This window comes from Marivirga sp., assembly GCF_024636815.1.
Lineage (GTDB): Bacteria > Bacteroidota > Bacteroidia > Cytophagales > Cyclobacteriaceae > Marivirga.
This window is the reverse complement of record NZ_JAGXGF010000034.1, coordinates 1-20,071: the sequence shown is the minus strand read 5'-3', so window position 1 is coordinate 20,071 and position 20,071 is coordinate 1. Positions and strand designations below refer to the sequence as shown.

The 20,071-nt window shown below is 32.9% G+C and carries 19 protein-coding genes and 1 pseudogene; 10 read left to right on the top strand and 10 right to left on the bottom strand.

Annotated features, from left to right (window positions below; genetic code table 11):
* The first annotated feature begins 106 nt into the window (after positions 1-106).
* Together Q0L29_RS02925 and Q0L29_RS02920 are read left to right on the top strand one after the other, a co-directional pair.
* On the top strand, positions 107-631 hold the full coding sequence (locus Q0L29_RS02925; protein ID WP_296618929.1) for a hypothetical protein: 525 nt from the start codon (positions 107-109) through the stop codon (positions 629-631).
* A 145-nt stretch (positions 632-776) separates the two neighbouring features.
* Complete coding sequence (locus Q0L29_RS02920; RefSeq protein ID WP_296618927.1) at positions 777-1,679, top strand: DUF2279 domain-containing protein; 903 nt, start codon at positions 777-779, stop codon at positions 1,677-1,679.
* On the opposite strand, the gene Q0L29_RS02915 is transcribed toward Q0L29_RS02920, so the two are convergent.
* Positions 1,666-2,436: an ATP-binding protein gene (locus Q0L29_RS02915; protein ID WP_296618925.1), complete on the bottom strand. Its 771-nt coding sequence runs from the start codon at positions 2,434-2,436 to the stop codon at positions 1,666-1,668. The two genes, Q0L29_RS02920 and Q0L29_RS02915, sit on opposite strands and share 14 nt — an antisense overlap.
* Before the next feature lie 72 nt (positions 2,437-2,508).
* Positions 2,509-3,030: pseudogene (locus Q0L29_RS17540) on the bottom strand (hypothetical protein); the annotation flags it as partial.
* Positions 3,031-3,343: 313 nt separating this feature from the next.
* Between Q0L29_RS17540 and Q0L29_RS02905 the strand changes: the two are divergent.
* Both Q0L29_RS02905 and Q0L29_RS02900 read left to right on the top strand, forming a co-directional pair.
* Complete coding sequence (locus tag Q0L29_RS02905) at positions 3,344-4,297, top strand: hypothetical protein (protein WP_296618921.1); 954 nt, start codon at positions 3,344-3,346, stop codon at positions 4,295-4,297.
* Positions 4,298-4,299: 2 nt separating this feature from the next.
* The gene (locus Q0L29_RS02900; protein WP_296618919.1) at positions 4,300-6,846 is read left to right on the top strand and encodes a CHAT domain-containing protein; all 2,547 of its coding nucleotides are present in this window, start codon (positions 4,300-4,302) and stop codon (positions 6,844-6,846) included.
* A gap of 58 nt (positions 6,847-6,904) precedes the next feature.
* Here Q0L29_RS02900 and rplI read toward each other — a convergent pair whose 3' ends face one another.
* From rplI to rpsF, 3 genes are read right to left on the bottom strand one after another with little or no spacing between them, the layout of a single operon-like run.
* Positions 6,905-7,348: a 50S ribosomal protein L9 gene (gene rplI, locus Q0L29_RS02895; RefSeq protein WP_296618917.1), complete on the bottom strand. Its 444-nt coding sequence runs from the start codon at positions 7,346-7,348 to the stop codon at positions 6,905-6,907.
* A 23-nt stretch (positions 7,349-7,371) separates the two neighbouring features.
* Positions 7,372-7,629 (bottom strand): 30S ribosomal protein S18, encoded by a 258-nt coding sequence (gene rpsR / locus Q0L29_RS02890; protein ID WP_013452439.1) that lies wholly within the window; start codon positions 7,627-7,629, stop codon positions 7,372-7,374.
* Positions 7,626-7,997, bottom strand: a complete 372-nt coding sequence (gene rpsF / locus Q0L29_RS02885; RefSeq protein ID WP_296618914.1) for a 30S ribosomal protein S6 — start codon at positions 7,995-7,997, stop codon at positions 7,626-7,628. Before rpsF ends, rpsR begins: the two co-directional genes overlap by 4 nt.
* A gap of 143 nt (positions 7,998-8,140) precedes the next feature.
* Here rpsF and Q0L29_RS02880 point away from each other — a divergent pair, with 143 nt between their 5' ends.
* From Q0L29_RS02880 to Q0L29_RS02870, 3 genes are all read left to right on the top strand, one after another.
* On the top strand, positions 8,141-8,584 hold the full coding sequence (locus tag Q0L29_RS02880) for a hypothetical protein (RefSeq protein WP_296618912.1): 444 nt from the start codon (positions 8,141-8,143) through the stop codon (positions 8,582-8,584).
* Positions 8,585-8,676: 92 nt separating this feature from the next.
* On the top strand, positions 8,677-8,934 hold the full coding sequence (locus Q0L29_RS02875) for a hypothetical protein (protein ID WP_296618911.1): 258 nt from the start codon (positions 8,677-8,679) through the stop codon (positions 8,932-8,934).
* A gap of 92 nt (positions 8,935-9,026) precedes the next feature.
* On the top strand, positions 9,027-10,982 hold the full coding sequence (locus Q0L29_RS02870; RefSeq protein WP_296618909.1) for a PAS domain-containing protein: 1,956 nt from the start codon (positions 9,027-9,029) through the stop codon (positions 10,980-10,982).
* Between the two features lie 567 nt (positions 10,983-11,549).
* On the opposite strand, the gene Q0L29_RS02865 is transcribed toward Q0L29_RS02870, so the two are convergent.
* Together Q0L29_RS02865 and Q0L29_RS02860 are read right to left on the bottom strand one after the other, a co-directional pair.
* Positions 11,550-12,689 (bottom strand): acyloxyacyl hydrolase, encoded by a 1,140-nt coding sequence (locus Q0L29_RS02865; RefSeq protein ID WP_296618908.1) that lies wholly within the window; start codon positions 12,687-12,689, stop codon positions 11,550-11,552.
* 99 nt (positions 12,690-12,788) lie between these two features.
* On the bottom strand, positions 12,789-13,721 hold the full coding sequence (locus Q0L29_RS02860; RefSeq protein WP_296618906.1) for a chromosome segregation protein SMC: 933 nt from the start codon (positions 13,719-13,721) through the stop codon (positions 12,789-12,791).
* 116 nt (positions 13,722-13,837) lie between these two features.
* Here Q0L29_RS02860 and Q0L29_RS02855 point away from each other — a divergent pair, with 116 nt between their 5' ends.
* On the top strand, positions 13,838-14,422 hold the full coding sequence (locus tag Q0L29_RS02855; RefSeq protein ID WP_296618905.1) for a methyltransferase: 585 nt from the start codon (positions 13,838-13,840) through the stop codon (positions 14,420-14,422).
* Here Q0L29_RS02855 and Q0L29_RS02850 read toward each other — a convergent pair.
* Together Q0L29_RS02850 and apaG are read right to left on the bottom strand one after the other, a co-directional pair.
* Positions 14,419-15,198: an O-methyltransferase gene (locus Q0L29_RS02850; RefSeq protein WP_296618903.1), complete on the bottom strand. Its 780-nt coding sequence runs from the start codon at positions 15,196-15,198 to the stop codon at positions 14,419-14,421. The genes Q0L29_RS02855 and Q0L29_RS02850 overlap by 4 nt on opposite strands.
* Before the next feature lies 1 nt (position 15,199).
* Positions 15,200-15,586: a Co2+/Mg2+ efflux protein ApaG gene (gene apaG / locus Q0L29_RS02845; RefSeq protein WP_013452448.1), complete on the bottom strand. Its 387-nt coding sequence runs from the start codon at positions 15,584-15,586 to the stop codon at positions 15,200-15,202.
* 116 nt (positions 15,587-15,702) lie between these two features.
* Here apaG and ung point away from each other — a divergent pair, with 116 nt between their 5' ends.
* Positions 15,703-16,365, top strand: a complete 663-nt coding sequence (ung, locus tag Q0L29_RS02840) for a uracil-DNA glycosylase (RefSeq protein ID WP_296618900.1) — start codon at positions 15,703-15,705, stop codon at positions 16,363-16,365.
* On the opposite strand, the gene Q0L29_RS02835 is transcribed toward ung, so the two are convergent.
* Positions 16,366-17,826, bottom strand: coding sequence for a leucine-rich repeat domain-containing protein (locus tag Q0L29_RS02835; RefSeq protein ID WP_296618898.1), 1,461 nt, complete (start codon positions 17,824-17,826; stop codon positions 16,366-16,368). It abuts the gene before it with no gap.
* Between the two features lie 163 nt (positions 17,827-17,989).
* Between Q0L29_RS02835 and gyrB the strand changes: the two genes are divergently transcribed.
* On the top strand, positions 17,990-19,951 hold the full coding sequence (gene gyrB, locus Q0L29_RS02830; protein WP_296618896.1) for a DNA topoisomerase (ATP-hydrolyzing) subunit B: 1,962 nt from the start codon (positions 17,990-17,992) through the stop codon (positions 19,949-19,951).
* Positions 19,952-20,071 lie beyond the last annotated feature (120 nt).

The following is a 20,071-nucleotide window of genomic DNA, read 5'->3' as shown; positions in this document are numbered from 1 at the left end:
TCTTATGCATAAGAAAGTTGGGTATAGAAAAATCTTTCAATTTTTTCATTCTTATTTAAAACAATTCTAAATTTGGAAAGTCATTAAATATAAAATATCAGAGAATATGAATAAAAATGTATTAGGCGGTGGACTGGCGTTAATAGCTTTAGTAATCGGAATCATGAATTATATCAGTATTGCTGAGTTAACCAGCAATATAGAAGATGAGCGTATTGAAACTGTGCAAAGCAGTACAGAAGAAGAACATGGAGAGGAACATTATGAATTGGCTAAAGCTATGGGATATATGCAGACTTACACTCATAAATTATACTTAGCAGGTCAAAATGAAAACTGGGAGCTTTCAAGTTTTTATGCTCATGAAATTGAAGAAACAATCGAAGAAATAGAAAGTGCAAAAGTAGTGGATGAAGGATATGATATTTCAACTTTGGTGGGCACCATGACTAATCCAGCTTTTGAAAAGGTTGAAAAAGCTATTGATAATCAAGATGCAGAGGTTTTTGCTGATTCGTATAAATTATTGATTCAATCTTGCAATGCATGCCATCAGACCACCAAACACGAATTTATTAAAATTGAGGTTCCTTCAGTAGATGCAGTTTTCAATCAGAATTTCTCTAAATAGAATTTAATAATATCCTTTAAGGTATATTACTAAAAGAGATGAAGAAGTTTTTTAATCTTATTCATCTCTTTTTTTGTGATAAATTTTTAACATTCAATCTTTTTGATCCTTTCTTGTGTCTGTTTCTTTAGAACATTAAAAATCTATGATTAGAACATTTCTTTTTTCGGTCTTATTGGTTTTTTTCGTCTTTAATAATGTATTTGGACAAACTGATTCCACAGAATTTAATAAAAGGAGACTCGGGATTTCCTTAGGCTTAACAGCTACAGCTTATACCGCTGGAATATTATATTTGTCTGAAGTATGGTATAAAGATCATGATCGTGTTCCTATGCATTTCTACAATGATAATGCTGGATGGAAACAGATGGATAAAGTCGCGCATGCTTATATTGCTTATCATCAGAGTAGAGCAGGCTATGAAATGCTGAAATGGAGTGGTGTTAATGAGAATACAGCTATTTTTCTGGGGGGAAGTTTGGGTTTTATTTTTCAACTTCCAATTGAGATTTTTGATGGGCTCTATGAAGGCTATGGCTTTTCCATGGGTGATGTTTACTTTAATACTGCGGGGTCTTTGTTATTTATGGTCCAGCAGAAATATGCAAAGGAGCAATTGATCAAATTTAAATTCTCTTATTCCCCAAGTCCATATTCAGAAATTAATCCTCGAGTGTTGGGGGAAAACGCATTGGAAAGCCTGTTTACCGACTACAATGCACAAACATATTGGTTAAGCATCAACCTTAATAAAATCATACCAAATCAAAGGATTCCGGACTGGTTAAATTTAGCTGTAGGTTATAGTGGGGGTGGGATGCTTTCCGAATTTGAAAATCCTTCGTGGATAGCAGGAGAGAGGGTTCCTGAAATTAATAGATACCGACAGTTTTTCTTATCTCCAGATATTGATTTCGGGAAATTGAAAAGCAAAAATAGATTTTTAAATGGATTACTTGAAGCATTGAACTTAACAAAATTTCCGGCTCCAGCTGTGGAATATAGCACTGAATATGGATGGGTATTCCACTTTATTCATTTATAGGGGCTGCTTCTAAATTCTTACTGATCGTAAAATAAAAAGTACTTCCTTTTTCAGGGATTGAATCTACCCATATGTCACCTCCATGTATTTCCACTATTTTTTTACAATTGGCTAAGCCTAATCCTGTTCCCGGAAATTTGTTTTTATGTAATCGATGAAAAATAGTAAATATTTTTTCACGATGTTTAGAATCAATTCCTATTCCATTATCAGTTACTAAAAATTCCCAATGTTTATCTTTTTCATTTGCTTTAATTTTAACTTCAATTTCCTCATTATCCTTTCGGAATTTGATTGCATTTGCAATTAAGTTTTGAAGTAATTGCTTGAATTCTAACTCATATCCAATTATTTTAGGTAAGCCATTGTATCTAATTATGGCTTCATTTTCTTGTATTAATTGACTTAAATCTTTTTCTAACTCTTTGACTAATTCTTTTACAGAAAAAACGGATTTTTGCTTTCCTTTACCTAACTGAGAATATTCCAGTAATGAATCTAGTAAAAGAGCCATTCTTTCAGATGATGTTTGAATATGATGTAGAAATTCTTGGCCCTTTTCAGGAATTGAATCTTTGTATTTGCTGATAGTTAAGTGTGAAAAAGCCTGCATAGACCGTAATGGCTCTTTTAAATCATGCGCAATGGTATGGGCAAATTGATTAAGCTCTTCGTTTTTCTCTTTTAAGACTTTCTGTGTATTCAATATTTTTTGATTGTCTTGATTTACAGTTTCATTAAGTATTCTCTGTTGCACAATAATTTTTTCTAACTTTTTAAATATTATTTCAAAACATGCCACTATGATGATACTTAAGAAAATAAGGTTTACAACTATACCGAACCAAGTCGTTATACTTTGATTCTCAGTTATGGCTAAGGATAACCATTGGAATTCTATATTTAACCCTATAAAGCAAAGTATAATGGAATTAAAGAGAATTAAAAGATAAGCACTTTTACCTGAATGTATAAGACAGGTAACAATGGTGACCGTAAATAAATACATCAAACCGGGGCCTTCCAGATTTAATTCAAAAAATAATGTCCAAGCAATAATAAATAATATTGAAATTAAAATTATTTTCCGCGTTTCAATATTTATTGGTTTTACAAGGGCTAGAATTATTAATATTAAAAAAGTAGCAATATTTAGAATGGCTAAATTAATAAAGCCTGTAAGATATGATGCAAAAATACCAGGAACTATAGCGATTGGGGAAAAGGCTAAAGTATATAAAACAATATAATAAAATAATTGATTACGATAATATGATAAATTCTGTATTGCAACCTGCTCACCAAGAATGGTTTTGGCCAATCTAATTTTATACTCCCCCCAATACTTCATTAGATTAATTAAAAAGTGATATAAACTAGACGTTAATATAGTCTAAAAATTTTTATTTAAGAAGTTAGATTATTCTTGAAAATGCAAATGTAATATTTGATGTTTATATTATTATATATGTACTCAAAACATAGTCCTTTTTAAAGGTATAGGCTTACAAAAGTATTCAAAATTTCAATAAACGTGTTTTTATATGAAAATTATTTATGGAAATAAATCAATTTATTATGTAAATAAAACTTTATAATTACATAAGTTTTTGCTACATTTTCACTTAATAAATATAAAATCACATTTAACAACAATTGAGATAATGAAGCTAAATCAAAAGACACTATTGATTATTGTATTTTTGCTATCTCCATACTTTGTTGTTAGCCAGGGGTGTAGTGATGCTGGATTTTGTACAATGGGGGCGATGAAACCAAGTCAGGATTTTAATAAAAATATACCAATTAAACTTCGCTCTATTACTTTAGGTCTTTATGAAGGGCAGAGTAATACCTCAGCTATTATCCGTGCAGGCCTGCTCGATTTTGGCGTTACTATTAATAATGACTACGACTTACAAATCAAAGTTCCTTATATGTACATTAATGGTAATTTTGGCAGTACTTCCGGAATAGGCGATATTTCTTTAAGCTTAACTAAAAACCTATTTACTAACCCTCGATTTGATATCATGGGAACTTTAGGAACAAAAATTCCTACCAACAGATCGGACTTGACTGTTCCCAATAAGAGTATGGTTCTTCCTATGTATTATCAAACTTCTTTAGGAACTTATGATTTTATTGCCGGTGCTTCCTTTATCAATCGGGAGTGGTTAATATCGGTTGGATATCAGCAACCTATAATCCATCAAAATGAGAATACTTTTGAAGCAACTATGGATTCCTGGGGCTGGTATGAAGGAGGTATGGATTATGTTAGAGAACATGATGAGGCCAGATATTTAAAAAGAGGAACTGATATAATGATGCGTTTTGAGAGAAATTTCAGAATGTCCCGTTTGAGTTTTAATGTAGGCTTATTACCGATCTACAGAATTACCAAAGACCAGGCCTTGAATGATAATAATGAATACGAAAAATTAGAAGGTACAACCGGCTTAGCACTTTCAGCTTTATTTGGTGTGAATTATAAATTCAATGTTTTATCTGGCATTAATTTGATTTACGGACAGCGGATTACAGATAGGGAATATAATCCTGATGGACTTACTCGAAAACATGTGATTAGCCTTAACTATACTTATAATTTTTAATTATGTTCAGGTTATACTTTTTTACGGCATTATTATTTGCTCCATTTTTTGGAACGGCTCAAATTCTATCAGAAAATTATCATGCCTCTATTTTGCAAAGTCGTAATCTAAATATTGATACGATTATAGAGCAGGTAAAATCTGATTCTTCCTCAAATGAAAGTAAATTACTGCTAGCCGAGTTATACTTTTTAAAAGGGCGTAATGATAAGGCGCAAGAGTTTTTAGATTTACTAGAGACTGATAAAACCATCTTAAACCATCCTAAGCCCGAGCTTTATGCTCGTTGGTTAAAAAATCAAGGGCTTCTTTTGTGGAATCAAGGCAAGAGGGATCAAGCCTTGGAATACTTACAGCAGTCCTTATCGAATTACAGAAAAATAGAAGAATTAAGTCAGAATAATATAGCGGATATTCTCAATAATATTGGTTTAGTATATGTAGCAAATGAACCTGATAAGGCTGTGAGCTATTATCAAGATGCTTTGGAAATATATTCAGCTTCTGCAGATCAAAATATAGATAAAATCATTCAACTCTCCATCAATATAAGTTTAGCAGAAATCAATCAGGGTAATCAAATCAATGCACTAAGGATTTTAAATGAAGCATTAAGCAAATGGAAGAACAGTCATGAAGAAGGTCTTCCTACAGAAGCTTTCATTAAAGCCAATATTGGCGGTGTTTACTTGTCTACAGAGCAATTGGTACTTGCAGAGGATAACTTAAAAGAAGCAAAAACTATTTATCTGCAAAACTATGGTCAGAGAAATTCGGAGCTAGCAAATGTATATGCTCAATTATCAGAATTGGAATTGCGTAGGCAATCATACGAAAAATCGTTGGAATATATTCAAGAGGCACTTAAAGCCAATAGTTTTGAATTTAACACATCAGATTATACCAAAAATCCAAAAGTAGATGATGCCAATAAACTTAATATCCAACTGGCACTTTTAATGAGAAAGGCAAACATTCTAGAAGCATTCTATTATGGTCATTCACTCAAAAGGTTGCATTTGGAAACAGCTTTATTAGTAATAGATATAGCTGAAAAAGTATTGGAAAATATTCGGACCGGAACTACTAATAAAAAAGATTTATTGGAATTAAGCACCTTAGCTTCGGAATTATATGAAGATGGCCAAAGGATAGCTTTGCAACTACAAGAGGTAACTTTATTTGGAAATGAATTTTTACAAAAAGCATTTCAATATTCCGAAAAGTCAAAATCTGCTTTGTTGAAAACTGCAGTGGTGGAGTCCGAAGCTCAAAGCTTTTCTGGGATACCAAGCGAAGTATTGGAAAAGGAAAAAGCTTTATCCAGTGAATTGGCTTATCTTAACACTTTAATTTCATTAGAATCAGAAGTCTCTAAATTGAATTTATTAAGGGATAACTATTTCCAATTAAAACAAAGGTATCAACGGTTTATTGAGGAATTAGAGCGTGATTATCCGGAATATTATAGCTTAAAACACAAAGATTCCTTTATTAGCGTGGAGGATATTCAGCGTAAATTAAAGGATGGAGAGGCTATTATTGAGTATGCTATGGCCCCAAAGAGTAACCAAATTATTCTGTATTTGATTACCAGAGATGAATTATCCTACCATAGAATTTATGAGCAAGATGAGGTTTTAAGATTTTTGAGAGCATACAGAAATACCTTGATTTATAATCTCCAGCAAAGCTTTCAATCTATATCATTTAACCTCTTTCAATATTTAATGCCTATTATCTTAGATAAGAGTATCCAGAAATTCGTGATTATTCCAGATGGTGAGTTAGCAACTATCCCTTTTGAGGCTTTAGTTAAAACTAAAGCTGAAGATCCAGCATTTTATAATTTAGATTATTTGATAAAATCGTATGATATTCATTATTCTTATTCAGCTTCACTTTATCATTCTACCGAAACTTCCCCTTACGGAAATGAAGCCTTATTAATTTCTCCAGTAGAGTTTGGATTGGGAATTGCTATGTTACCGGCAACGGAACAAGAAAGTGAGCATTTTAAATCTTGGTGCGACCAACGGGAAATCCCAATTGAATCTTTGGTGAAATCCGAGGCTACCAAAGAACGCTTTAAGAATTCATCATTGGATGATTATCGATTTATTCATCTGGCAACTCATGGTACCGTAGATTTAGAATCCCCAGATTTATCAGGTGTGTATTTCAAAAATAACGAAAACAAAGCAGCGGATAATATTTTATATGTAGGTGAAATTTATGGTTTAAGTATTAATGCAGAATTAGTAGTTTTATCAGCTTGCGAAACAGGATTAGGTAAGATTAGTAGGGGAGAGGGAGTGCTGGGATTAGGACAGGCATTTGCCTATTCAGGAGCGGACAATTTAATACTTTCATTATGGAAAGTAGTAGATGAATCTACTTCGCTATTAATGCAATCATTTTACAGCGCAGAATTAGGTAATGAATCCCATTCTTTTTCTGAGGGCTTAAGGGAAGCTAAAGTAGCGATGATCAATTCCGATTATAGCGCTCTTTATTATTGGGCCCCTTTTATTTTATGGGGGAAATAGTCAAAAAAAAGCCTTTTGCATTGCTACAAAAGGCTTTGGATTTATTTTTTAGACTTAATTAGTCAGCTTCCACAACAAGTGAAATTTCTTTTTTCACTTCTTTATGTAAGTCAATATTCGCTTTATATTCTCCTAATTGCTTTATGTCTCCAGAAATAGCAATTTTCTTTCTGTCGATATCAAAACCTTTTTCTCGCATAGCCTCAGCAATTTGAACAGTAGTTACTGCACCAAATATTTTACCGCTTTCACCAGCTTTAGTTTTAATATGCAAAGTTAAATCGCCAATTTTGTTAGCAATTTCTTCAGCATCTTTTTTCAATTTTGCTGCTTTATGTGCTGCTTGACGAATATTTTCGCCAATTTTCTTTGCGTTTGAATTATTAGAAATGATAGCAAATCCTTGAGGGATTAAATAATTTCTACCATAACCGGGCTTAACAGTTACTGTATCATTTTTATAGCCCAATCCATTTATATCTTGTGTTAAGATTACTTCCATTTTTATAAATATTTTTGGGTTAATTATTTTAATGAATCAGTAACATAAGGTAATAAAGCAATGTGTCTTGCTCTTTTTACCGCCTGCGCTACTTTTTTCTGATATTTAGCACTTGTTCCTGTAATTCTGCTTGGTAATAATTTACCTTGCTCGTTTACAAACTTCAACAAGAAGTTAGGATCTTTGTAATCAATATATTTGATACCGTATCTTTTGAATCGGCAATATTTCTTTTGATTATCCTGCTTTTTCTGGTTAATTGGCTCGTTATGAAGTGTCATTTCGCTACCTCCTCTTTTTGTTCTTTAGGTTTATTAAATGCGCCTTTTCTGCGTCTTTCTCCGTATTCTATAGCATGCTTATCTAAAGCTACTGTTAAGAATCTCATGATTTTCTCGTCTCTTCTATACTCCAACTCCAGTGCAGCAACAACTTCAGGTGTAGCCTTGAACTCAATTAGGTTGTAGAAACCAGTGCTTTTATGCTGAATAGGGTAAGCTAATTTTTTTAAGCCCCATTGCTCAACATTAATGATTTCAGCCTTTTTGTCTTCCAAGACTTTTCTGAACTTGTCGACAGCATCCTTCATCTGAGCATCAGATAAAACGGGAGTAAGTATGAATACCGTCTCGTAATTGTTTAATTGCATTGTATAATTATTTAAATTTGAAGCGCAAAAATAGTGATAATCTTTATATTCAGCAAAATATTAGACAAAGTTTATTCGATTATTGTGATTCCTTTACAACCTTTATCGATTTTCGGCTGTCTTTTGATTTGATATAGTAAACTATGAAATATTTATATACCCTTTTTTTCTTAATAATATTATCCACATCCTGCATGGATATGGATCAGGTGAGTCAGGATTTATGCATACCCGTTGTGTGTGGTGACATACAAAGTAAAAAAGCAAATTTAGCCTTGTTTAATGACAGTGGTGTAGATTTTGATGCTTTGTATTATGATATAGGGGGGCAAAAGGATTCGGTTGGTTTTTTTCCCCTAAAACAATACACTTGCTGGATTAATTTAGATACACTTAATACTGAATATTTTCTAGCAGAAGGCATATCTGATAATATTATTTATCAATCTGATACTTTATGGATGCATGAGGATGCCGAAATCTTTACTTCCGGAGTTTTTGTATTGGAAATTTATAAAGCCGAAACTGACAATACGCTAACCCTAGAATTTGTGGAAGATTATTCCGGTGAATGTAAAGGCTTATAAATAGTCGCTTTATGTTAACTTTTTCAGCTTAAATCAGTTTTTCTAGTATGACTAGAAAGCTGTTAATTCTAATTATTATAATTCTATCTCTAATGATACTCTTAGCTCCTAATCAGGATGCTTATTTCCAACGAATAGCAAATGACTATGGTAAATTACACCAAACTTCAAGTTTAAGCATTGAAAATTTGAAGGAATTCGGGGAATTTGAGTATCATAATAGATTCTTTTATAGTCATTTTAAATATCAATTCGGGAATATCTCGGTTTCTTATTTTGGATTCTTAACCTTTATTATCTTTGAAGAATCTGAAATAAAAGAACCCCAAAGTCCTCAAATCACTGTATAATTAAATACCCTTAATCTAAAAGTAGTTTTATATCAATATATTTTTAGTTATTATTGAACCCAAGTAATTTTAATTATTTTAAAACTTCATTCATGAATCTCTTTTCCCGTTTACAAAGAATTGGTGTCAGTAAAAATTTTCCCGAATATGTTAACAGCAAGATTAAATTATGTAATGCAGTTGCATTTTTTAATTTAATATTAGTAGCACTTCCTTTTACATTAATCTCTTTCATCTATGTTCCTAAAATTGCCTTTATTCCGATTTTAGGAATATTAGCAGTTGTTTTGGTGTGGTTATTAAACAAGTTGAAAGTAATATATTTTGCAAGAATACTTTCATCTGTTTCTCCTATATTATTAACAGCACTTTTCGCTGGATATTTAATGGATAGAGGGGACCAGCCGCCATTAGTTTTAGTGCTTTTTATGTTGTGTTTTTCTTTGGTTCCTTTTTTAGTATTTGATATAAGAGAAAGAGCTTATATGATCATTTCAGCCTTAATTAATTTTTTTATTTTTATTAGTATAGATTATACGGCAGGATTTTTAGATGCCACTTTAGATGCCTCCTTTATTACGTCAGGGGTTTTGTATCAATTGAATTATGTAATATCAATTCTTTTAGCATATGTCATAGTTTTCTTGCTCGCATTTATAAATTATCGCTCAGAACTCAAAAGTCAACAATTAATTGAAAATAATAAAAAGCAAACTCAGGATCTTCACGAGTCTGAAAACGTATTAAAAAAGAATTTAGAAGAAGTACAAAAAGCTCAGGAAGAAGAGAAAAACCGTGCCTGGGTGACCGAAGGATTGGGCCGTATTAATAACTTAACCCGTCAATTTGACGATCCGGCAGCCTTATCCAAAGAAGTGATCAATGAGATCGTGAAATATGTGGATGCTAACCAAGGTGCCATTTACTTAGTAGAAAAGGATGAAGAAAGTGAAGAGGCTTACATGGAAATGAAAGCAGCTTTTGCTTTTGGAAGAAGAAAGACCATTAAAGATAAAGTGAAGCCTGGGGAAGGACTGATAGGTCAGTGTTATCTTGAAAAAGATATGATTTTTTTAACTGAAGTACCAGATGATTTTGTACGCATTAAAAGTGGCTTAGGTGATGCTCCTCCCAAAAATATTGTCATCATGCCATTAATGACCAACGAGAAAATTGAAGGGATACTTGAAATTGCTTCTTTTCAGGTTTTACCTAAATATAAAGTGGATTATCTTAAAAAATTAGGGGAAAGTTTAGCTACTTCCTTTAGTATGAACAAGATAAATGCAAACACTAAAAGATTATTAGAACTTTCACAGGAACAGGAAGAACAAATGCGCTCTCAAGCAGAAGAACTTCATCAAAATATGGAGGAGTTACAAGCTACCCAAGAGGAGATGGAGCGCAAGAACAAAGAAACTCAGGAGCAGAATCACCAATTGCAGCAACAGGAGGAAGAGCTTCGTCAGAATATGGAAGAATTGCAGGCTACTACAGAGGAGATGGAGCGTAAGAGCAAGGAGACCGAAGAACAGAATGAACAACTTCAGCAGCAAGAAGAGGAAATGCGTCAAAACATGGAAGAGTTGAATGCTCAATCAGATGAAATGGAAAAACAGATGAATGAGATGATGCAGTTGCAATCAGAAATGAAAGCTCGTGAAGATATCCTGAATGAAACTACTATCATTTCTGAAGCCGACTTGCGCGGTACTATTACTTATGTAAATCAGAAATTGATTGATGTTGCTAAATATTCCAGAGAAGAGATGATCGGGAAGGGGCACAATTTATTCCGTCATCCCGATATGCCCTCTGAAGTATATAAATTAATGTGGGATACCATTCAATCCGGAAAAGTATTTAGAGGTATCGTAAAGAATAGAGCGAAAGACGGATCGGTTTATTGGGTGGACGCAGTTATTTCCCCTGTATTAGATGTTGAAGGAAAGCCTAAGAAATATGTAGGCGTGCGTTATGTGATTGAACAAGAAGAAATTGCTCAAAAATTATTTGATGAACAATTAAAAAGATTGGGATTGAAATAAGTTACTTGAAATTATAAACATAGCCGAGGCTAGCTTCTGAAAAGTCTGCTTGTCCAAAATTAGTATTTATATGAGCCGAAATATATACATTATGTTTCGGCTTTTTTGCTGTATTGATCATATACAATTTTAGCCCCATTCTGCTTGAAATTTTTTCTCCAGTTTTCCTCAGTAAAACCTATTGTACTGCATTTTATTAATTTTGAGACACTTTTTTATTGTTTTATGGTGTCCTAGAGAGTAGAAGTAAGCTTTAAATTGACAATTTTGAATTTTAATGCTCGTTTTTTGCTTCATACTTTTTCCAATGATGAAAAAGTATACAAAAAATCTAGATAAAATGATGCTACCACCCACAAATGCCAACACTGGCCCGCCATTTTACCTACCAGCCCGCTTTTTCGCTTAGGGCGAAATGGGGGGAGTTAGCTATTAAGGATTCATCAAAAAACTCGGTCTTATTATTACTTATTTAAATCCCGTTTACCTTCTTTCTAAATACTTTGAAAAACTATGGTGTCATAGCGAGGAAAACAGGAGCAATTAGAAAGATTAGGTTTGAAGTAATTATTTAATATTATAGACATAACCTAAACTTGCTTCTGAAAAGTCTGCTTGCCCAAAATTTGCATTTATATGAGCCGAAATATATACATTATGTTTCGGCTTTTTTGCTGTATTGATCATATACAATTTTAGCCCCATTCTACTTGGAAATATCTTTTTTAAGGTATATTTCAAGCTTTCTGTATTTTCATACTCTTTGGCAAAATGATAATAAAAAGGCTTAGATAAGTTAATGCCTCCTTCAATTGAAACTCCTACATGATAAATCAAATACTCAATTCCCATCATAAAGAAATGATTATTAGGGTGCACATTCAATTCTTGCAATTCTACGCTATTCTTAATGGAGTCAGCATAATGCTGATAATGGCGAGTTCCAAAGCCCGCATACCATCTGAAATGTTCTTTAAAAGTAAAACCGAAACCAATACTCTGACTGAATACTAACTTTTTTTCTCCGCCTACAGGATGAGTTGTACTTCCCAGCTCATGAATACCAACTCCTGATCTGGCTAAAATAAAAGGGCTTCTACTTTTTTGGGATTTTGATTCTTTGGATGCTGCGATCTTAAGTTCTGTGGGAATGATAGCAAATGATATTACTGCTGAGTTCAACCCAAAATTAGGCAATTGAGTATGTCCATTAGAAGAATGTCTGTAACCAATCCCAATCCTTAAATCTTTATGCTTAAACATTGAAAAAGAGCGATAATACATCCATTGAAAGGCCCAATTTAAGTGACTACCTATAGATTTGTTTAATTCATTTTGTCTGTGTGTTTTGGTATGATAAGAGGCTCCAATTCCCCATTGAAACATGCCCTTTTTCATCCTGAGTCCTAAAACAGGCATTAAATTGATTTCATTACCATAAACAGAAGAATTACCTAAGTGATAAAATCCTGCATGGATTCCTAAGAGCGGGTAATTATAATATTGATTAGTGGCACTTTCTGATTTAGAACTTTTGTAATAAGTAATTGTCCCTCCAACTTTTAAACCAAATTTGGGTGAGTTCAAATAATTAGGAACAATAGAACCTAAAGAGATTTCAGGGATGAAATAATGACTTTCTTCCTGCCCCATGGACTTAAAACATAAAATTATCAATATGGATAAAAATAAAGATTTTAGTCTCATGCTTTGGGGGAGTATTTTTTAATCAACTTATGAAGAGGATATTTCTATTGCTGCCCATATTTTAAGTTTAAATCACATTGCAAAACTCTTAATTTAAAATTAATTCACAACGAATTTTTCTTTACCGATTACATAATCATCAGCATATAGTTCTAGTTGATAAACTCCTTCTTCGTATTCTTCGCCTCTATCATAAATGAATGAAAGTTCTTGTTGGGTATTATCAAAAAGTATTTCCTGCTTTGCGGTGTAAAACATTTCTTTGCCATCGATCATAAATGAGCCAGAACCAGTTGCTACATCAAATAATGCATTACCAAGTGGATTGATAACCCTTAAAATGATTTCTTTTCCCTCAGGTTGTGCTACATTATTTTCAGCTAAATTGAATTGAATTTTTAATTTTTCAATATGACGGGGCTTATACTCTTTATCATCTCTTTCACTTCCTCTTGAATTAATAGCGATAATTTTAATATTTTCGGCTTTCAGCCTGGAAGCCATTTCTACTTTATCTTCGAGCTCTTCTCTGTTATTTTTAAGCCTGGAAATGCTGTCATTTAGCACGTTTTTCTCTGATTTCAAATTGGTGTTTTCAGAAAGCAATTCTTTATTAATAGCTTCTAGTTTTTTGATTTTTTCATCCTGTAGATTCAGTAATTCTTCATAACCGCCTACTTTGTCTTTGTATCGCTGAATTTGGTTAGCTGCCCAATTGTTTGATTTCTTCAAATCCTCCTTTTCAGCTTCCAGATTTTTGCGGATAAGTTGAAGTTCAGTAATGTCGCCACCTAATGTTTCAATCTCTGAAATTTTTAAATCTAGTTGCGTGCTTATACTGTCAAGTTCGCTATAAGTTTCTTCTAAATTTTGCTGTAGTTGTTCATTTTCTTGCTCTGAATCAAGATAAAATTTGACACCAATTACGGCTACAATTACTACCAAGAAAGCGATGATTATAATTTTTCTATTGGAGTTTTTACTTTCTTTTTCTAACTCGCTATAATTTGATTTTTTTGATTCTTCTGCCATGATAGGTCCAACTTTTTAATAAGTTTGCTGAAGGAATTATAATATTGTACTACAAATAGTATAATTTCCTCGTTAAATACAAACTGCAAATTTAAACAAATATTATATTTTACCGCATGGAGTTAAATGAATCTTACTGGACAGCTCGATATAATAATAATCAACTCGGTTGGGATATAGGATATCCTTCACCCGCTATTACCCATTTTATGGACCAAGTGGAGGATATACAGGCCAAAATATTGATTCCGGGATGTGGAAATGCCTATGAAGCAGCCTATTTATGGGATAATGGATTTCAAAATGTTTACCTGCTAGATTTTTCTCCTATTCCACTTCAAAAGTTTTCAGAACAGAATCCTAAGTTTCCTCAAGAGCAATTATTGAATATCGATTTTTTTGAAATGGAAGGAAAATTTGATTTTATCATTGAGCAAACTTTTTTCTGTGCTTTAAATCCGAAGTTGAGAAGAAAATATGCTGAGAAGATGGTGGACCTCTTAAAGCCCAATGGCCTTTTAGTTGGATTGTTGTTCAATATTCCTCTTAATGATGATCATCCTCCTTTTGGAGGGAATCAAAAAGAATATGAACAATTGTTTTCTGATTATTTTGAAATTGAGAAAATGGAAATGGCTTATAATTCCATTCCTGAAAGGCAGGGGAGTGAGCTTTTTGTTAAAATGAAACCAAGGAATTAAAAATCTAAAACGTAATGTTGCTTCTGAAAATCAGGGTTAAAGAACAATAAACCTGCATCAAATAAATCAATGCTAGAAGTAACTTCCTTTCGTAACTTTAATTCATCCCAGGCTTTTTTCATACCGACCGACCAATGTATATCATCCATTATGTAAACAGATTGAGTTGTTAGATAGGGTAGTATCAAGTTAAAGTACTCAACACTAGCTTCATAAGTATGATTTGCATCTACATAAACTAAATTTATTCGAGGGTTTAATCTATTGAGCATCTCAGGAAGTAAATGGCCAATATCACCTTCATAATATTTTATGTTTTCTAAATCAGTATTAACCTCTTTTGCTATTTTCATGGCACTGGGATCTGCCTCAAAGGTATAAATGGAAGCATTTGAATTAGCTTTAGCCAAATAAGAAGTATTAATTCCTAAACTCGTGCCCAGTTCTATAGTATTTTCAAATTTGAAATCTTTGATTAATCGGAATAAGAATTGTGAAAATTTGGGAATCGACAGACTGTGTCGCGCAATGGATTTAATTTTTCTGGATTGAGAATTTTCTACTTTTGAGCCTGCTCCCAAATCAATTATTTGGATTTCAGATTCATCTTCTAGTAAGGCTTTTCTTTTATTTTCAATGCTTTTCCATTCATTTGAGAAAGCTTTTTTTTTAATAGTATTCAGGTGAAAGTGATAGAAAAAAGGGGAGTGGAGCGAGTGCTCGTCAGATTTTAGATGAAAATATCGGATGTATTCTTTTGCTAAAAAGAAATTCAATTTAGTTCAGTTTATAAGGCACAATCATATTGAATTCTGGAATTCTTACTTCAATTAATTGTCCGTCCAGCATTCTTTCCATAAAGTAATAGCCGTGCATTTTTCCGTATGGTGATTTCAAGTTGCATCCTGAAACGTAAGTATGTTTTTGTCCTGGCTCTAAGATAGGTTGTTGACCAATTACACCTTCACCTTCTACTTCTTTGATTTCAAAGCCCGCATCATGAATAAACCACTGCCTTCTGAGCAATTGTACAGTCTGGTCACCTTTATTTTCTATAACCACCTTATACGTAAATACATAGTGGAACTGAACCGGACTGCTGTACTCTGGCTGAAATTCCGTCTCGATGCTAACGTGTATACCTTTTGTTATTGACTGAACCATAATGTAAATATAGTTAAATCAACGACTCCGACACATGAATAGTTTATTGTTTTATTACATAGGGATAAAACTATTGTCTTTTTATATCTTTTTATAATTTTGGGAAAATAAAATCAATGGAAGTAAAAATCGAAAAGAGCTGGAAAGAAGTACTCTCAAATGAATTTGAGCAAGAATATTTTCAAAAACTGACAAGTTTTGTGAAGTCAGAATTTCAAAACAAAACCATTTATCCTCCTGCAAAAGAAATATTTAAAGCTTTCGATGTTTGTCCTTTTGATGAAGTGAAAGTAGTGATTTTAGGTCAAGACCCTTATCATGGAGCTGGCCAAGCCAATGGATTATGTTTTTCAGTTCATCCTGGAGTTCCTATGCCTCCATCATTAGTCAATATTTTTAAGGAGCGAAAAGCAGACTTAGGAAAATCCATGCCACCCAATGGAGATTTAACTGCTTGGGCAAAACAAGGCGTACTATTATTGAATGCTACATTGACGGTGGCTTCAAAATCCCCAGGTTCTCATCAGAAAAAAGGATGGGAAGAATTTACAGATGCGGCCATTCAAAAGCTTTCAGAAGAAAAGGAAAATTTAGTATTTATTTTATGGGGTGCTTATGCACAGAAAAAAGGTGCTGTCATTGACCGAAGCAAACATTTTGTGATTGAATCACCTCATCCATCGCCTTTTGCAGCACATAGAGGCTTTTTTGGCTCCAAACCATTCAGCAGATGTAATGAGTTTTTGGTGTCTAAAAATAAAGAACCTATTGATTGGTAGTTATGGATTAATTTTTTGGTCTAATTCTATACTCACCTTAACTCCATTGTTTTGCAAAGTTTCTAGGGTGTTTTTTAATTCCTCAGCTTCTTTTTTTCCGGATGTTTCAAAAATAATGCCGCGCATCCACAGATATTTTAATTGATTAAGGCTGACCAATTCCGGTGGAAATTTATGGATGTCATTAAAGGAGATATCCAAATCTTCTAGTTTTTTATAATTCAGAATGAATTCAGGAAAACCCTGGAAATAATTGTTATGAATATGAAAATCAGTAATATGCTCTAAGTCAGCTATGCTTTCTGGGAGATAAGAAATGCGGTTATGGTGAATGTAAAATTCTTTTAGCGATTTCAATTTTCCTATACTTTCAGGTATGCTATAGAACCGATTATGTGCAATATAAAGTCTTTCCAGGTTTTTAAGATTACCTATTTCCTGGGGAAGTTTTTCAATAGTATTAAAATATAAGTCTAGTTCAATTAAGTTTGTCAAGTTGAAAATAAATGGAGGTAAGCTGTCTAAATCATTTTTATAAAATGAAAGAACTTCCAATTTCTTTAAGCTTCCTAAGGCAGGGTCAATCAAATCACTTTTAACATCATTTTCAGCAAATTGCAAATCCACTAAATCTTTTAATAAGCCAATCCCATCAGGAATTGCATTTAAATTATTGAAGGATAAAACTATGTATTTCAAATTATCAACTGAGTCTGCCGCTAAATTATTAATATCAATATTGTTTCTTGACAGATTGAGGTGCTCTAGTTTTTCAAGCTTTTCAAGATGAAATTCAGTATCAGCCCTAAAATCATTTCTTGCGAAATCAATTTCTTTTAGGTTTTTGAGCTTGTGGAAATCTTTTGGAATAGGAGAGTAGGGGCTATCTCTATAAACTAATTCGGTGATATTTGTATTCTTTTTGAATTGGATACTTTTATTGGGCGCATGGTTATAAATCCTGATGGTTTCTAAGCTATCCATTCCAAAGATACTCCAATTTAACAACCATGGAATTTTCTTAACCGAAGTATTTACTAATTCAATTTCTTTAAGGTTTTTACATTTTAATAATTTTAAAACAGGTAGTCTTTTAATATCTCTGCCCTCAAAAGAAATATGAGTTATGGTATCAAATTGATGCGTATTTTGTAATTGAGATGCTTTCGTATAATTCTCATTTTGTTCGCGGATGTAATACTCAAATTTTGGAATTTGCTTTAACAAAGCATAAGCAGAATCATAACCTATGAAGTTATCGGTATCCTGATAACTGCTATCCACTAATTCTCTTTTAAAAACTCCATTTTCAACACTGATCTTAAAACCATTCGTCATGATCATTCTGTAATGATGATAATCGATAGAATCTTGTTTTTTATAAAATTTATAAGATTTTTGTGCTATCGAAATGTGGCTAATGACCACAATGAATGTTATTAAAAGCGCTGTTTTTTTCATAAATCTATCCATTTAAAACTAAATATATAGTATTTAATTAATAGTGACAAATTTAATTTTAGATTCTTTTAAAGAGGGATAAAGCCAGAAAGTGAAAAAACACTTAATAAAGCTATCAAAATCCATTAAAATAACCTATTTTTGACCTTTTGGTAAAAACACTATGAGTACAGAAAAAGATAACAAGAACAAAGAATATTCAGCGGGTAATATTACCGTTTTAGAAGGTTTAGAAGCAGTAAGGAAAAGACCAGCCATGTATATTGGTGATGTTGGATTTAAAGGACTTCACCATATGATTTGGGAAGTAGTGGATAACTCCATCGATGAAGCCATGGGAGGTTATTGTACAAAAATTACTGTTGAAATTAATGAAGATAATTCAGTTACAGTAATGGATGATGGTCGTGGTATCCCAGTGGATATTCATGAAAAGGAGGGTCGTTCTGCATTAGAAGTTGTAATGACCGTACTTCACGCTGGTGGTAAATTTGATAAAGATTCTTATAAAGTATCAGGTGGTCTTCACGGTGTAGGGGTTTCTTGTGTGAATGCTTTGTCTACCATGCTGAAAGCAACGGTTTACAGTCGCGATGGAAAAATTTATGAGCAAGAATACTCTGAAGGTTTTCCAAAAGCACCTGTTAAACCAGTAGGTGAAACCGATATAACAGGAACTAAAATCCAGTTTAAACCTGATAATACTATATTCATTGAGTCCGAATTTAAATATGAAACGGTTGCTTCTCGTTTGAGAGAATTAGCTTATTTGAATGCTGGAATCAAAATAAAATTACAAGATCATAGAGATAAAGACGAAGAAGGCAATTCTAAAGAAGAAAATTTCTTCTCAGAGGGTGGTTTATTGGAGTTTGTCCAGTACTTGGATGTTAGTAGGGAAAAATTAATTCCTGAACCAATTTATATGGAAGGGGAAAAGAACAATGTCCCAGTTCAAGTTGCTTTAAATTACAATACTTCGTACAGCGAGAATGTTGTTTCTTATGTTAATAACATTAACACAATTGAAGGCGGTACACACGTTTCAGGTTTTAGAAGAGCATTGACTAGAACGCTAAAAAGTTATGCGGATAAATCAGGACTCTTAGAGAAACAAAAAATTGAAATAACAGGAGATGATTTCCGTGAAGGATTAACGGCTATTATTTCAGTTAAAGTGCAAGAGCCTCAATTTGAAGGTCAAACCAAAACTAAATTAGGTAATTCGGATGTAATGGGTGCAGTAGAAAGCTGTGTATCTGAAACCTTGCAGTATTTCTTGGAAGAAAACCCCAAGGCAGCAAAAACCATTGTTCAGAAAGTAATCTTAGCAGCTCAGGCAAGAAATGCAGCTAAGAAGGCTAGAGAGATGGTTCAAAGAAAGAACGTCATGACTGGTTCTGGATTGCCTGGTAAGCTAGCTGATTGCTCTGAAAAGGATCCTGCATTATGCGAAATATACTTGGTTGAGGGAGATTCTGCCGGTGGTTCAGCAAAACAAGGACGTGACCGTAATTTTCAAGCTATTCTTCCTTTGAAAGGTAAAATTTTGAATGTAGAAAAAGCACAAGAGCATAAGATTTACGATAATGATGAGATTAAAAATATTTTAACAGCATTAGGTGTTCGTATTGGAACTGTGGATGATGAAAAAGCGCTTAATCTTGAAAAATTAAGGTATCATAAAATCGTAATCATGACCGATGCTGATATTGATGGATCTCACATTCGTACTTTAATTCTTACACTTTTCTTCCGCTATATGCGCGAACTTATTGATCTAGGATATATATATATAGCACAACCACCATTGTATTTAATTAAAAGAGGTAAAACAGAACGCTACGTCTTTACCGAGGACGAAAGGGTAGAAGTAGTAAAAGAAATTTCTCCTGATGGAACTGAAGGTGCAGTACATTTACAGCGATACAAAGGTCTGGGTGAAATGAATCCTGACCAATTGTGGAATACTACTATGGATCCAAAGACTAGAAAAATGAAACAGGTATCTATAGAATCTGCGGCTGAAGCCGATCACTTATTTAGTATGTTAATGGGAGATGAAGTGCCGCCTAGAAGGGAATTCATAGAGAAAAATGCAAAATATGCTAAGATAGATATTTAAACATTTTGAATAAATCATTATTATTAAAGCCTGAGCATAATAGTTCGGGCTTTTTTGTTTTCTAAATTTTAAAGTATGATTCAAACTGCCAATAGAATTGAAAGTATTGAGGAATATTAT